Annotated in this window: 12 protein-coding genes; 8 read left to right on the top strand and 4 right to left on the bottom strand. The window is 54.1% G+C overall.

All coding sequences use genetic code 11. The annotated features are described in order from the left end of the window. Positions 1–53 precede the first annotated feature (53 nt). Both WB237_RS16300 and WB237_RS16295 read right to left on the bottom strand, forming a co-directional pair. On the bottom strand, positions 54–1,163 hold the full coding sequence (locus tag WB237_RS16300) for an SDR family oxidoreductase (protein WP_336214603.1): 1,110 nt from the start codon (positions 1,161–1,163) through the stop codon (positions 54–56). A gap of 347 nt (positions 1,164–1,510) precedes the next feature. Continuing rightward, positions 1,511–2,335: a MurR/RpiR family transcriptional regulator gene (locus WB237_RS16295; protein WP_108091047.1), complete on the bottom strand. Its 825-nt coding sequence runs from the start codon at positions 2,333–2,335 to the stop codon at positions 1,511–1,513. Positions 2,336–2,500: 165 nt separating this feature from the next. Between WB237_RS16295 and WB237_RS16290 the strand changes: the two genes are divergently transcribed. Genes WB237_RS16290 through queE form a run of 3 tightly spaced genes read left to right on the top strand, consistent with a single transcriptional unit; the run spans position 2,501 to position 5,493 of the window. After that, positions 2,501–4,060: a maltose/glucose-specific PTS transporter subunit IIC gene (locus WB237_RS16290; RefSeq protein WP_336214600.1), complete on the top strand. Its 1,560-nt coding sequence runs from the start codon at positions 2,501–2,503 to the stop codon at positions 4,058–4,060. Next, the gene (locus WB237_RS16285) at positions 4,060–4,767 is read left to right on the top strand and encodes an N-acetylmannosamine-6-phosphate 2-epimerase (protein WP_336214599.1); all 708 of its coding nucleotides are present in this window, start codon (positions 4,060–4,062) and stop codon (positions 4,765–4,767) included. The genes WB237_RS16290 and WB237_RS16285 overlap by 1 nt, the downstream gene beginning before the upstream one ends. A 54-nt stretch (positions 4,768–4,821) precedes the next feature. Beyond that, positions 4,822–5,493: a 7-carboxy-7-deazaguanine synthase QueE gene (gene queE / locus WB237_RS16280; protein ID WP_336214598.1), complete on the top strand. Its 672-nt coding sequence runs from the start codon at positions 4,822–4,824 to the stop codon at positions 5,491–5,493. A gap of 29 nt (positions 5,494–5,522) precedes the next feature. Here queE and queD read toward each other — a convergent pair whose 3' ends face one another. Continuing rightward, entirely contained in the window at positions 5,523–5,885 is a 363-nt protein-coding gene (gene queD, locus WB237_RS16275; RefSeq protein ID WP_010434567.1) for a 6-carboxytetrahydropterin synthase QueD, read from the bottom strand. A gap of 306 nt (positions 5,886–6,191) precedes the next feature. Here queD and cysJ point away from each other — a divergent pair, with 306 nt between their 5' ends. From cysJ to cysH, 3 genes are read left to right on the top strand one after another with little or no spacing between them, the layout of a single operon-like run. Next, positions 6,192–7,997 carry an NADPH-dependent assimilatory sulfite reductase flavoprotein subunit gene (gene cysJ, locus WB237_RS16270; RefSeq protein WP_336214595.1) on the top strand — a complete coding sequence of 602 codons (1,806 nt, stop codon included), beginning with the start codon at positions 6,192–6,194 and terminating at the stop codon, positions 7,995–7,997. Continuing rightward, on the top strand, positions 7,997–9,709 hold the full coding sequence (gene cysI, locus WB237_RS16265; RefSeq protein ID WP_049007375.1) for an assimilatory sulfite reductase (NADPH) hemoprotein subunit: 1,713 nt from the start codon (positions 7,997–7,999) through the stop codon (positions 9,707–9,709). The genes cysJ and cysI overlap by 1 nt, the downstream gene beginning before the upstream one ends. 15 nt (positions 9,710–9,724) lie before the next feature. Further along, the gene (gene cysH, locus WB237_RS16260; protein WP_049007376.1) at positions 9,725–10,459 is read left to right on the top strand and encodes a phosphoadenosine phosphosulfate reductase; all 735 of its coding nucleotides are present in this window, start codon (positions 9,725–9,727) and stop codon (positions 10,457–10,459) included. A 55-nt stretch (positions 10,460–10,514) separates the two neighbouring features. Here cysH and WB237_RS16255 read toward each other — a convergent pair whose 3' ends face one another. Further along, the gene (locus WB237_RS16255; protein ID WP_336214591.1) at positions 10,515–11,558 is read right to left on the bottom strand and encodes an aminopeptidase; all 1,044 of its coding nucleotides are present in this window, start codon (positions 11,556–11,558) and stop codon (positions 10,515–10,517) included. 237 nt (positions 11,559–11,795) lie between these two features. On the opposite strand from WB237_RS16255, the gene cysG reads away from it, so the two are divergent. Together cysG and cysD are read left to right on the top strand one after the other, a co-directional pair. Continuing rightward, positions 11,796–13,154, top strand: coding sequence for a siroheme synthase CysG (cysG, locus tag WB237_RS16250; protein ID WP_442892514.1), 1,359 nt, complete (start codon positions 11,796–11,798; stop codon positions 13,152–13,154). 9 nt (positions 13,155–13,163) lie between these two features. Next, positions 13,164–14,072, top strand: a complete 909-nt coding sequence (cysD, locus tag WB237_RS16245; RefSeq protein WP_006811770.1) for a sulfate adenylyltransferase subunit CysD — start codon at positions 13,164–13,166, stop codon at positions 14,070–14,072. Positions 14,073–14,078 lie beyond the last annotated feature (6 nt).

The raw sequence follows: 14,078 nt of genomic DNA, 5'->3' as shown, positions 1-14,078 counted from the left end.
GCCTTTAAGCCTTAGAATGAAAATGCCAGTCGAATGACTGGCATTTTTTTTGGTTATTTAAAATCGACAGCCATCTGTTCCGGAATTGTCAGCCCCTGAGTCGTCTGTACGCAGCGGGCGATATAATCCGTAAAACGCGGCGGTTTGGACATGCCCATGCTGAGCAGCTTGTCGTTGCTGAAACGCACATTAAGCGTGGCAAAGGCACCGTATAAGCGCATTGCTCTCAGCATCAGACGTTCATTGCACGGGCCAAAAATATGTTTCAGTTCGCGGCGCATTTTGACCAGCGTTTCGTAGCTGACCTGAGCATACCGATCACCGACGGGGGCTTTCTCCAGCGCCTGCGCCATTGCCTGATCGATATCCGCAAAGCGAACGCTGTTCTCTTCCCCTGCAGAAATATGTACCACTTCTCCCGGACGAGCGTTGCTGGTGAGCAGCATTAACAACGCATCGGCGCAATAATCCACCGGAACAACATCGATTCTGTCTTCCATTGAGCACATAAACTTCTGCAGCATCAGACCCATGCTAAAGACCCAGAAAATGCTGCTCGACGGTGTGCAGCCGTGACGGGTATGGCCGACGACAATGGACGGGCGAGCGATAAGCAGTGGCAGGTTCGGGCACTCCTGGCGCATCAGTTGCTCGATAGTTGACTTCGAAAACGTGTATTCCACCAGGTGTTCAGCATTTTCTCTGAATTCAGCACTTTCGGCGACCAGCGAATCCTGTTCCGGCGTGCATGACATTGCCGTGCCCACGTGCAGGAAACGCTGTAAGGCCGTCACTCGTTCCATGCGACGCGCCAGTGTGAGCGTACCCTCGACATTGACCTTCCAGATCAGCGGATTATTACCAAACGACGCAACAGCCGCACAGTTAACGACGTGCGTGACCTGGTCCAGGCGCGGATCGTCCAGAAATGCTTCCGGATGGCTGAGGTCGCCGATGAGGATATTATCCACGCTCAGAGAGGCCAGCTTATTCTCTGGCACATTGAATTTGCGCATGTTCTCTTGCACACGTTCCAGCCCACTTTGCTGATCGCTGGCACGCGCGAGTAAAAGGAGTTTTACGGGGTTGTCGTTGGTCAGTATTTTTTCAAGTACTGCACCGCCCAGAAATCCTGTCACGCCTGTAATCAATAACATCTTCATTAATACCGTCTCATTATGATTAATGAGGCGGATTGTAGGCGCACAAAAGTAAACGGCATTTAAATAATAAAACGCCGAAAATGAAGGCTTCTTAAGCTTATTTTAAGAAAAGGAAATCAGGTGGAGGTATTGGACATTGTGGAAAGGTAAAAAATTCAATTTATAAAAAAGAATATTTTAACTTAATGATTTTAAAGCTCTTTTATAAGCTCAATCTTACTATTAATAGTTATTCAAAATGTAATAAGCAAAATACTTTGTTACACCATTCATTTGTCCGGTAAATGATTTAAGTGAAACTGAATACCAAAAACCGCAGGCCGTTTTATTTAGCCTGCGAACTATTTTTAGAGTAACAGAGGGAGCGTAGCGCTGGCCGTTTGCTGGCTAACGTCGCCATAATGGCCATCCAGCGCAATCATGGAGGTGGTCAGCAGCTCGACCAGCAGCATGACGCCAACTTTAGCATTGAGTGCGCCAGCGCTAAGCGGCCCTTCGGGCTTGGCTGCAACCAGCTGAATATCGCTCAGGGAAGCCAGCGGGCTACGGGGGGTATTGCTGAGGGCTAACACCTTGACGCCGCGCTTGCGTGCAAGTTTCACCACGTGGAGTAAATCCCGCGTCGAACCCGAACTGGAGATGGCCACGACCAGGGTCTCCTTCGAAAGGGTCGTCGCATTCATGGCTGCGCGGTGCATATCACTAAACAGCTGTGCGGGTTTGCCTAGCCGCAACAGCTTGTAATGCAGGTATTCACCGAGGATCGCGCTGGCCGCAACACCATAAATCTGCACCGATTGCGCCTGGTGCAGCGCTAGCGCCGCCTTTTCAAGCAACGCCCGGTCAAGGAGTCTGGCGGTATCCTGCAAAGCCTGTACTGACTCATCGACAACGTTATCAATTTCATCTCCGGTCTGTCGCGCGGGCTGGCCCTGCTGAATATCCAGCGCAAGTGCCATTTTAAATTCGTTATATCCCTTGCAGCCCAGCGTGCGGCAAAGACGCGTGACGCTGGCCTCGCTGGTGCGACTTTCGCGCGCCAGTTCAGTGATCGTCAGGTAGAGCACCCGGGCAGGATCGTTGAGGACAAACTCGCCAAGTTTTTGTTGCGTTGGGCTGTACCCGGAAGCCTCCTGGCGTAGCTTCAGCAGCAGGTTTTCATGGTCTGACATGCTAGATCCTTAATGCGTTTCTCTGCGACTAGTGTGGCGGAAAGCAGGGGAAAGATGCCAGTCATTTTGAAAAAGTATGATCATCCTCCTGGTTTTTGATGGTAATTTTCATGTATTGATATTTTTATGGTAAAAATTTTCATCATTGAATGAGAGGATGAAAAAATGATGCAAATGTTCAGTGGGGCTTCTTCCGGGGGATGGTTTGAAAAAGCGCAGCGCTTTGGCAAATCCTTTATGTTACCTATCGCCGTATTGCCTGCGGCGGGTCTGCTGCTGGGGATAGGTGGCGCGTTATCGAATCCAAATACCCTCGCGGCATATCCGTTTTTGGATGTGAGCTGGCTTCAGGCCATCTTCACTATCATGAGCAGTGCGGGTTCAATTGTGTTTGCGAACCTCTCGGTGCTGTTCGCGGTTGGGGTTGCTGTAGGGCTGGCAAAAAGCGATAAGGGCACGGCAGGGCTGGCGGCGTTGCTCGCTTTTCTGGTGATGAATGCCACCATTAACGCGCTGCTGATCCTCACCGGGAAACTGGCACATGATAATCCTGGTGCTGTGGGACAGGGTATGACGCTGGGGATTCAGACGCTGGAAACCGGTGTGTTTGGCGGCGTGGTGATCGGCCTTGTGACCTGTGCACTCCATCACCGGTTTAATAAAATTGCGCTTCCGCAATTTCTGGGCTTCTTTGGCGGTTCACGTTTTGTTCCCATTATCAGCTCGCTGGCAGCAATACTCGTCGGGGCCGTCATGACCGTCGTCTGGCCGCATTTCCAGAAACTGATCTTTGGTCTGGGTGGGCTGGTGGATGCGACGGGTTATCTGGGCACAATGCTCTATGGATTTATTTTGCGTATGCTCGGCCCATTCGGTTTACATCACATCTTCTATCTTCCTTTCTGGACTACCGCGCTCGGCGGGAGTGAGATCGTCAACGGTCACCTGGTCGAAGGCACACAGCGGATCTTCTTCGCGCAACTGGCCGATCCTACGACGCGTCAGTTTTACGAAGGGACGTCGCGCTTTATGTCCGGGCGCTTCATTACGATGATGTTTGGCCTGCTCGGTGCATGTCTCGCGATGTACCACACGGCAAAACCCGAGAACAAAAAACGCGTCGCCGGGCTGCTGCTCTCTGCGGCATTAACCTCGTTCCTGACCGGGATTACCGAGCCTATCGAGTTCTCCTTCCTGTTTATTGCGCCGGTGCTTTACGTCATTCATGCGCTGTTTGACGGGCTGGCGTTCATGCTCGCACACATGCTGCATATCACCATCGGGCAAACCTTCTCCGGCGGTTTTATCGACTTCGTGCTGTTTGGGATTCTTCAGGGTGAGGCCAAAACCCACTGGATGTTCGTTCCGCTGGTCGGCGTGCCGTGGTTCTTCCTTTACTACTTCACCTTCCGCTACCTGATTAACCGCTTTGATTTTGCCACGCCGGGTCGTGAAAAAGAGGCGGTGGCGGATGAGGTCAGTCTGCCTCAAAGCGAGCGCGCTGCAGCGGTAATCGCCGGGCTGGGTGGAAAAGAGAATCTGGACGAGGTGGACTGCTGCGCCACGCGCCTTCGTGTCACGGTGAAAGACGGCAGCAAAGTGAATGAAGCAGCATTGAAAGCGACCGGTGCACGCGGCGTCATTGTGCGCGGTAACGGTGTTCAGGTCATTTATGGCCCGCATGTCACGATTATCAAAAACGAAGTTGAAGAGATCTTATCGTAATGAAAACTGTACTGGATAACCTGAAAGGAAAACTGGTCGTCTCTTGTCAGGCGCTGGAAAATGAACCTCTGCATAGCCCGTTTATTATGTCACGGATGGCGCGGGCAGCGTTTCAGGGCGGGGCTGCTGCCATCCGCGCCAACAGCGTGGTGGATATTGCGGCCATTAAACAGGAGGTTTCTTTACCCGTTATCGGCATCATCAAGCGGGATTACCCTGGTAGCGCGGTGTTTATCACTGCGACGATGAAAGAAGTGGATGAGCTGATGAGCATCTCTCCGGAAATCATTGCCCTTGATGCGACTGCGCGCGAGCGCCCTGGCGGTGAATCACTGGAAACGCTGGTCAGCCACATCCGTAAACGTTACCCCGGGATAGTGCTGATGGCGGATATTTCCAGCGTAGCAGAGGCCGTAACCGCGCAGGAACTGGGCTTTGATTGTGTCGGAACCACGCTTTATGGTTATACGGCGGAAAGCGCGGGTCATGCTTTACCCGACAATGATTGCGCATTCCTGAAGGATGTACTGGCTGCCGTTACGGTTCCGGTGGTTGCCGAAGGCAACGTCGATACCCCTGAGCGCGCGGCCAGATGTCTGGCGCTGGGAGCGCATATGGTCGTTGTTGGTGGGGCAATCACCCGTCCACAGCAGATCACTGAACGGTTTATGACGGCGATTGGCGCGCAAAGCACCGATCGAGCATGACCATCTGGCGGGGATCTGCGATAATTATCGTTTATCCCCTTTACTGAGATGACTATGCAGTACCCGATTAACGAGATGTTCCAGACCCTGCAAGGCGAGGGTTACTTTACCGGTGTTCCCGCTATCTTTATTCGTTTACAGGGATGCCCGGTTGGCTGTGCCTGGTGTGATACCAAACATACGTGGGATAAGCTCGCAGATCGGGAAGTGTCGCTGTTTAGCATTCTGGCGAAAACCAAAGAGAGCGATAAGTGGGGCGCGGGCAGTTCAGAAGATCTGCTGGCCATTATTGGTCGTCAGGGCTGGACGGCGCACCATGTGGTGATCACCGGTGGTGAACCCTGCATCCACGATCTGACGCCGCTAACCGAGCTGCTCGAAAAGAACGGTTACAGCTGCCAGATTGAAACCAGCGGTACCCATGAAGTGCGTTGTTCCCACACCACGTGGGTGACGGTATCACCGAAAGTGAATATGCGCGGCGGATACGATGTCCTGTCTCAGGCGCTGGAACGTGCTGATGAGATTAAACACCCGGTAGGACGTGTGCGCGATATTGAAGCACTGGATGAACTGCTGGCAACCCTCTCGGATGAAAAGCAGCGGGTCATTGCCCTGCAGCCTATTAGCCAGAAAGAGGATGCAACGCGCCTGTGCATTGAAACCTGTATTGCGCGTAACTGGCGTCTGTCGATGCAGACGCACAAGTACCTGAATATTGCCTAAAAAAAAGCCCGGTTTAACCGGGCTTTTTTTTACTCGCCGCGATAGACGCAGCCGGCGGTGCAGGTCTCTTTGATCATCACTGCGCTCAGCAGCGGTACCAGCGGTTTCATCTGATCCCAGATCCATTTTGCCAGCACTTCGCTGGTCGGGTTTTCAAGGCCCGGAATATCATTCAGGTAATAGTGATCCAGACGATCGTAAGTTGGCTTAAACGCCGCCTTCAGCTCAGCGAAGTCCATGATCCAACCGGTATGCGGATCGACTTCACCGGTGATCTCAAGACGCACCATAAACGAGTGCCCGTGCAGACGGCCACATTTATGTCCTTCAGGAACATGCGGAAGGTGGTGGGCGGCTTCGAAGGTGAAATCTTTAAACAGTGTGGTGGACATGATCGCTCTCAGTAATGCGGAAAAAACCGCCGCATAGTACCGGAAAGCACAATTTTTCGCATTAACTAAAACGGCTCTGAAGCCTGGACCGCAGATAGTGGTCATTTTTTGTGATCTTTGTTGTGGTATTTCAATCAGTTAATTAATCTGTTTTACCGTTAAGCATGATAACTAAAACAGGTTAGTCCATTTGGTTATTTATTATTTCCATCCCTTCTTTAATTGTTAGTATCCTCACCGTTAACCTTATCTTCAGTTTGGATTTATTCGCTTAAAGTCCGCTTGGCTACTGGAACATAACGACGCATGACAACACAGGCCCCACCTTCAAATTTGCTTCCCCTGAACCCGGAGCAACTGGCGCGCCTTCAGGCTGCCACCTCTGATTTTTCTCCCACTCAGCTTGCCTGGGTCTCCGGTTATTTCTGGGGAATGCTCAATCAGCAACCGGGCGCTGTGGCTGCCGCTCCGGCAACGGCCGTAGAAATTCCGGCCATTACGTTGATTTCCGCCTCACAGACGGGCAACGCACGACGTGTGGCAGAAGCGCTGCGTGACGACCTGCTGGCTGCCAGACTGAATGTGAACCTGGTCAACGCCGGGGATTATAAATTTAAACAGATCGCGTCAGAAAAACTGCTGGTGGTTGTCGCCTCGACGCAGGGGGAAGGTGAACCTGCTGAAGAAGCGGTGGCGTTGCATAAGTTCCTGTTCTCGAAAAAAGCGCCAAAACTGGATGGCACGGCCTTTGCCGTGTTTGGTCTGGGCGATACCTCCTATGAATTCTTCTGCCAGTCCGGTAAAGATTTCGACAGCAAGCTGGCTGAACTGGGCGCAGAACGTCTGCTGGACCGCGTTGACGCCGACGTGGAATACCAGACCGCCGCCGCCGAATGGCGTGCCCGCATCGTTGAGGTGCTGAAAGCGCGCGTCCCGAAAGAGACGCAGGCACAGGCCGCATATACTGCGACGGGTGCCGTCAACGACATCCATACCAGCCCTTATACTAAAGAGGCCCCGCTGGCCGCGAACCTGTCGGTTAACCAGAAAATTACCGGCCGTGATTCTGAAAAAGATGTGCGCCATATCGAAATCGATCTTGGTGACTCTGGCCTGCGTTATCAGCCGGGCGATGCGTTGGGGATCTGGTATCAGAATGATCCGGCGCTGGTAAAAGAGCTGGTCGAACTGCTGTGGCTGAAAGGTGATGAGCCCGTGACTGTCGAAGGCAAAACGCAGTCGCTCTCTGAAGCGCTGCAGTGGCATTTCGAACTGACGGTGAATACCCCGAATATTGTAGAAAATTACGCCACCTTAACCCGCAGCGAATCGCTGCTGCCATTCGTGGGTGATAAGGCGAAGCTGCAGCATTACGCGGCAACAACGCCAATTGTTGATATGGTGCGTTTCTCTCCGGCACAGCTGGATGCCGACGCGCTGATCGGCTTGCTGCGTCCTCTGACCCCGCGTCTGTACTCCATCGCTTCTTCGCAGGCAGAAGTGGAGAGCGAAGTACACATCACCGTGGGTGTGGTGCGTTATGACATCGAAGGTCGTGCTCGTACGGGTGGGGCGTCAGGGTTCCTGGCTGACCGCGTGGAAGAAGAGGGCGAAGTGCGCGTCTTTATTGAGCACAATGACAACTTCCGTCTACCTGTTAACCCGGAAACGCCGGTCATCATGATTGGCCCAGGCACCGGCATTGCACCGTTCCGCGCCTTCATGCAGCAGCGCGCGGCAGATGAAGCACCGGGTAAAAACTGGCTGTTCTTCGGCAACCCGCACTTTACGGAAGATTTCCTCTACCAGGTTGAGTGGCAGCGCTATGTTAAAGAAGGCGTACTGACCCGCATCGATCTGGCCTGGTCTCGTGACCAGAAAGAAAAAGTATATGTACAAGACAAACTGCGCGAACAGGGCGCAGAGCTGTGGCGCTGGATCAATGACGGTGCCCACATTTATGTCTGCGGCGACGCTAATCGCATGGCGAAAGACGTTGAGCAGGCGTTGCTGGAAGTGATTGCCGAATTCGGTGGTATGGATGCCGAAACGGCAGATGAATATTTAAGTGAGCTGCGCGTTGAGCGCCGTTATCAGCGAGATGTCTACTAATGAGCGAAAAACATCCAGGGCCACTGGTGGTCGAAGGTAAACTGACAGACGCCGAGCGCATGAAGCTGGAAAGCAACTACCTGCGCGGCACCATTGCTGAAGATCTGAATGACGGTCTCACCGGCGGTTTCAAAGGCGACAACTTCCTGCTGATCCGTTTTCACGGTATGTACCAGCAGGACGATCGCGATATCCGCGCCGAGCGTGCTGAGCAGAAGCTGGAGCCGCGTCACGCGATGCTGCTGCGCTGCCGCCTGCCGGGTGGGGTCATCACCACTAAACAGTGGCAGGCGATCGACAAGTTTGCCGGCGAAAATACGATTTATGGCAGCATCCGTCTGACTAACCGTCAGACCTTCCAGTTCCACGGCATTCTGAAGAAGAACGTGAAGCCGGTACACCAGATGTTGCACTCGGTTGGGCTGGACGCGCTGGCGACCGCCAACGACATGAACCGTAACGTGCTTTGCACCTCGAACCCGTATGAGTCCGAGCTGCACGCCGAAGCCTATGAGTGGGCGAAGAAGATCTCTGAGCATCTGCTGCCGCGCACGCGCGCTTATGCGGAGATCTGGCTCGATCAGGAAAAAGTCGCCACCACCGACGAAGAACCGATCCTTGGACAGACCTATCTGCCGCGTAAGTTCAAAACCACGGTAGTGATCCCGCCGCAGAACGATATCGATCTGCACGCCAATGACATGAACTTCGTGGCAATTGCCGAAAACGGCAAGCTGGTGGGCTTTAACCTGCTGGTGGGCGGCGGTCTGTCCATCGAACACGGTAACAAGAAAACCTATGCCCGTACCGCGAGTGAGTTTGGCTTCCTGCCGCTCGAGCATACGCTGGCGGTGGCAGAAGCGGTGGTAACCACCCAGCGCGACTGGGGTAACCGTACCGACCGTAAAAACGCGAAAACCAAATACACCCTGGAGCGCGTGGGCGTTGAGACGTTTAAAGAAGAAGTGGAACGTCGCGCCGGCATCAAATTTGAGCCGATCCGCCCTTACGAATTCACCGGTCGCGGCGATCGTATCGGCTGGGTAAAAGGCATCGACAATAAATGGCACCTGACGCTGTTTATTGAAAATGGTCGTATTCTGGATTATCCGGGGCGTCCACTGAAAACCGGTTTGCTGGAAATTGCGAAGGTCCACAAGGGTGAGTTCCGCATTACCGCCAACCAGAACCTGATCATTGCTGGTGTGCCTGAAAACCAGAAGGCGAAGATCGAGAAACTGGCGCGCGATCATGGGTTGATGAATGCGGTGAAACCGCAGCGCGAAAACTCGATGGCCTGCGTGTCATTCCCGACCTGTCCGCTGGCAATGGCCGAAGCGGAGCGTTTCCTGCCGTCATTCACTGACAAAGTAGAAGCGATTCTGGAAAAACACGGTATTCCGGACGAGCATATTGTTATGCGTATTACCGGCTGCCCGAACGGCTGTGGCCGCGCAATGCTGGCAGAGATGGGACTGGTGGGTAAAGCGCCAGGCCGTTACAACCTGCATCTTGGCGGCAACCGCATCGGTACGCGTATCCCACGGATGTACCGTGAAAACATTACTGAATCGGAGATCCTCGATTCGGTCGACGAACTGGTTGGGCGCTGGGCGAAAGAGCGTGAAGCGGGTGAAGGCTTCGGCGACTTTACGGTGCGTGCGGGCATCATTCGCCCGGTGCTCGACCCGGCCCGGGATTTCTGGGAGTAACAACGCGAGGTGATTATGTCCGTACTCGATCTAAACGCCCTGAACGATCTGCCAAAAGTCGAACGCATTCTGGCGCTCGCAGAAACCAACGCCCACCTGGAAAAGCTGGACGCCGAAGGGCGTGTGGTATGGGCGCTGGAAAACCTGCCGGGTGACTATGTGCTTTCGTCGAGCTTTGGTATTCAGGCGGCGGTCAGTTTGCATCTGGTGAATCAAATTCGTCCGGACATTCCGGTGATCCTCACCGATACCGGCTACCTGTTCCCGGAAACCTACCAGTTTATTGACGAGCTGACGGACAAGCTCAAGCTGAACCTGAAAGTTTACCGCGCGACGGAAAGCGCGGCCTGGCAGGAGGCGCGCTACGGTAAACTCTGGGAGCAGGGCGTTGAGGGCATTGAGAAATACAATGAGATCAACAAAGTTGAGCCGATGAACCGGGCGCTGAAAGAGCTTAATGCACAGACCTGGTTTGCAGGACTACGCCGCGAGCAGTCCGGCAGTCGCGCCACGCTACCCGTGCTGGCGGTTCAGCGTGGGGTGTTCAAAGTGCTGCCGATCATCGACTGGGATAACCGGACGGTGTATCAGTACCTGCAAAAGCACGGGTTGAAATACCATCCGCTGTGGGATCAGGGTTACCTGTCAGTGGGGGATACCCACACCACGCGTAAATGGGAACCGGGAATGGCAGAAGAAGAGACGCGATTCTTTGGCCTCAAGCGCGAGTGCGGGTTGCACGAAGGGTGATCCCATCTCCACCCTCTCCCAACGGGAGAGGGTGAGGTGAGGGCATCAGGCCGCACTAAGCCTTATTCGTTTTCGCCAGCTCCTTCACCAGCGGGAGCATCACTTTCACCACATCCCGGCTGCGGTGTTCAATCCGCTGCGGTAGTGCGCTATCAATGTGTTGCTGATTATCCAGCATCACGTTATGCCAGCTAATCCCGTCCGGGAAGGCTTTCGATTTGGCCCGCTGCTGATAGCCATCTTTCTTCCCCAGTGCCCAGTTTGTTGCTTCCACATACAGCACCGGAATACCCGCTTTATCGAACACCTCACCATCGTTACAGCAGCCCGTCCCTCGTGGATAAGCAGGATTGCCGCCTGGGTTACTGGTGGCATAGACCCCATGGCTGCGGGCAATCGCCAGTGCCCGGTCACGCGTCAATTTTCGCACGGTACCCGGCGTACTTTGTCCGCTGTTGAAATAGAGCTTATCGCCGACGATCAGGTTATCGAGATTGATCACCAGCAGGGTATTTTTCTTCTCTTTGGCGCTCATGCGCTTCAGGAGATTCTCAGCGCCGAGTTTGCCCTCTTCTTCACCACTGGTGGCAATGAAACGAATCCCGTATTTAGTCGGTATATCCTTCATTCGTTCTGCCAGTTCGAGCATCACGCCCAGACCCGCGGCGTTATCATCCATACCCTGTAGCGTCAGACCCCCGAGATTGTTATCGGTATCGGTGTCGCTCATTGGGGCGTAGGTATCGAGGTGCGCCATAATAATGATCTGCTCATCCGCGCTACCTTCGTGAGCCGCAATAACCGTACTGCCCGTCACGTTATGCCAGTTTTTGGTTTTATTGCGTGAGGTATAGATATAGCGGCTGTGAAACGTGCGGATATCGCTCTGGTAACCCATTTCGGCAAACTGCTGACGTATATAGTCGGCGGAGAGCATTTCCGCGGGGGAACCCGTCATGCGGCCAGGAAATACGGTGGCAATATGTCGCGCCTGCGTATTCGCGATTTCACCATACGGTTGATTTTTTGCCTGAGCCGGAAGGATGAAGCAAACGCCGAGCGCCAGGGCAGCGATACGGTGGCGCGTTGCGGAAAACATAGTGAGTCCTTAAAAAACAGAGCAAAATTTTAACCCGCCTAGTATGAAACTGTGATCGTCCATACACAATTTGAATTGCTCTTAAATGCCCGAAATTTCGCGTGTTAAGCACTTTTTGATATTTGCTTTTTCATGGCGTTATTCCATTGAGTAACTACTCATTCCAATTCGTAATTTCATTCGGTCTAAGCCGCCCCCTATAGTCCCTTTATTCCTCGTTGTTAGTGAGTTGCTGCTGTGGACTATCTGCCCTTATTTGCCGCGATTAAAGATAAGCCGGTGCTGGTTGTTGGCACGGGTGAGATTGCCGATCGCAAAATCGTATTTCTGCAGCGCGCAGGGGCGCTGGTGCAGGTCGTTGCAGAGGCGGATTTCGACGAAGCACAAATCGACAGCGTGGTGCTGGTGATTGCGGCGACCGAAGATCGCGAACTTAACCAGCGGATCTCTGACGCAGCCCAGGCGCGTTATCGTCTGGTGAACGTGGTGGACGATCAGCCTTTATGTTCCTTTATCTTCCCGTCGATTGTTGATCGCTCGCCGCTGCTGGTCGCTATCTCCTCCGGCGGTACCGCACCGGTACTGGCGCGTGTATTGCGGGAAAAAATCGAAGCGCTGTTGCCGACCAGCCTCGGCCGGATGGCGGAGAAAGCGAGCTACTGGCGCAATCATCTGAAAACCCGACTGACCAGCGTGACGGAACGTCGTCGCTTCTGGGAACGCGTGTTTCGCGGCCGCTTTGCCAGCCTGATGCAGGCTGGTAATGAGAGGGCGGCACAGAAAATCCTCGAAGACGAACTGGATAACCCTGGCAGTACGAGCGGGGAGATCATTCTGGTAGGGGCCGGACCGGGTGATGCGGGGCTGCTGACCCTGCGTGGTTTACAGGTACTCCAGGATGCGGACGTGGTGTTCTATGACCATCTGGTGACCGACGGCGTGCGCGAACTGATTCGCCGCGATGCAGAACAAATCTGCGTTGGAAAACGAGCAGGGGAGCACTCTGTTCCGCAGCACGACACCAACCAAATGTTGGTTGCGGCCGCCAAAGCGGGCAAAACCGTGGTTCGCCTGAAAGGGGGCGACCCGTTCATATTCGGTCGTGGCGGCGAAGAATTGCAGGCAGCAGCCGAAGCGGGGGTGCCGTTCCAGGTGGTTCCCGGCATCACGGCGGCTTCTGCGGTAACGGCTTATGCCGGTATCCCGCTGACCCACCGCGATTACGCCCAGAGCGTCACCTTTGTGACGGGGCATTACAAGGCGGACAGCACGCCGTTCGATTGGTCTCACCTCGCTCAAAGCCGACAGACGTTGGCTATCTATATGGGCACGATGAAGGCGGCGGACATCAGCGAACAACTCATTCAGCACGGTCGCGAGGCGACAACGCCCGTTGCCGTCATTTCTCGCGGCACGCGCATCGATCAGCACGTTGTGACGGGCACGCTGGAACATCTTGCAACCCTGGCGAAAGACGCCCCTATGCCCGCCCTGATCGTGGTGGGGGAAGTGGTGCAGCTGCACAGCACACTCGCCTGGTTTCAGCACACAACCGACACAGAAGGCTTTGGTTCTTCTGTTATAAATTTGTCTTAAGGAACGGTTATGGACCAAAAACGTCTTACTCACCTGCGGCAGCTCGAAGCGGAAAGTATCCATATTATCCGCGAAGTGGCCGCCGAGTTTTCTAACCCGGTGATGATGTACTCCATCGGTAAAGATTCCAGCGTCATGCTGCATCTGGCGCGTAAAGCGTTTTATCCGGGTACGCTGCCGTTCCCGTTGCTGCATGTGGATACCGGCTGGAAATTCCGCGAAATGTACGAATTCCGCGACCGTACCGCCAAAGCCTACGGCTGCGAGCTACTGGTGCATAAAAACCCGGAAGGCGTAGCGATGGGCATTAACCCGTTCGTGCACGGCAGCGCCAAACACACTGACATCATGAAAACCGAAGGACTGAAGCAGGCGCTGAATAAATACGGTTTTGATGCGGCCTTCGGTGGTGCGCGTCGTGATGAGGAAAAATCCCGTGCGAAAGAGCGTATCTACTCTTTCCGTGACCGCTTCCACCGCTGGGACCCAAAAAACCAGCGCCCGGAGCTGTGGCACAACTACAACGGCCAGATCAACAAAGGCGAAAGCATTCGCGTCTTCCCGCTCTCCAACTGGACCGAGCTGGATATCTGGCAGTACATCTATCTGGAAAATATCGAGATCGTTCCGCTGTATCTGGCTGCTGAGCGTCCGGTACTGGAGCGCGACGGGATGCTGATGATGATCGACGACGATCGCATCGACTTGCAGCCCGGTGAAGTGATCAAAAAACAGATGGTGCGTTTCCGTACCCTCGGTTGCTGGCCATTGACCGGTGCGGTGGAATCCAGTGCGCAGACGCTGCCGGAGATCATCGAAGAGATGCTGGTGTCGACCACCAGTGAGCGACAGGGGCGCGTGATTGACCGCGACCAGGCAGGCTCCATGGAGCTGAAGAAACGTCAGGGTTATTTCTAAGGAGCC

The organism is Enterobacter sp. P82 (assembly GCF_037053385.1).
In the GTDB taxonomy this organism is placed as follows: domain Bacteria; phylum Pseudomonadota; class Gammaproteobacteria; order Enterobacterales; family Enterobacteriaceae; genus Enterobacter.
Note: the sequence above shows the minus strand (reverse complement) of the source record. Positions and strands in the feature narration are given on the sequence as shown.

What these genes read in the sequence shown, in the direction of transcription:
- WB237_RS16295 (WP_108091047.1), bottom strand. Translation starts at nt 2,335, where the DNA reads ATGTCAGACCATGAAAACCTGCTGCTGAAGCTACGCCAGGAGGCTTCC.
- cysD (WP_006811770.1), top strand. Translation starts at nt 13,164, where the DNA reads ATGGACCAAAAACGTCTTACTCACCTGCGGCAGCTCGAAGCGGAAAGT.
- cysJ (WP_336214595.1), top strand. Translation starts at nt 6,192, where the DNA reads ATGACAACACAGGCCCCACCTTCAAATTTGCTTCCCCTGAACCCGGAG.
- WB237_RS16285 (WP_336214599.1), top strand. Translation starts at nt 4,060, where the DNA reads ATGAAAACTGTACTGGATAACCTGAAAGGAAAACTGGTCGTCTCTTGT.
- WB237_RS16255 (WP_336214591.1), bottom strand. Translation starts at nt 11,558, where the DNA reads ATGTTTTCCGCAACGCGCCACCGTATCGCTGCCCTGGCGCTCGGCGTT.
- queD (WP_010434567.1), bottom strand. Translation starts at nt 5,885, where the DNA reads ATGTCCACCACACTGTTTAAAGATTTCACCTTCGAAGCCGCCCACCAC.
- cysI (WP_049007375.1), top strand. Translation starts at nt 7,997, where the DNA reads ATGAGCGAAAAACATCCAGGGCCACTGGTGGTCGAAGGTAAACTGACA.
- WB237_RS16300 (WP_336214603.1), bottom strand. Translation starts at nt 1,163, where the DNA reads ATGAAGATGTTATTGATTACAGGCGTGACAGGATTTCTGGGCGGTGCA.
- queE (WP_336214598.1), top strand. Translation starts at nt 4,822, where the DNA reads ATGCAGTACCCGATTAACGAGATGTTCCAGACCCTGCAAGGCGAGGGT.
- cysH (WP_049007376.1), top strand. Translation starts at nt 9,725, where the DNA reads ATGTCCGTACTCGATCTAAACGCCCTGAACGATCTGCCAAAAGTCGAA.
- WB237_RS16290 (WP_336214600.1), top strand. Translation starts at nt 2,501, where the DNA reads ATGATGCAAATGTTCAGTGGGGCTTCTTCCGGGGGATGGTTTGAAAAA.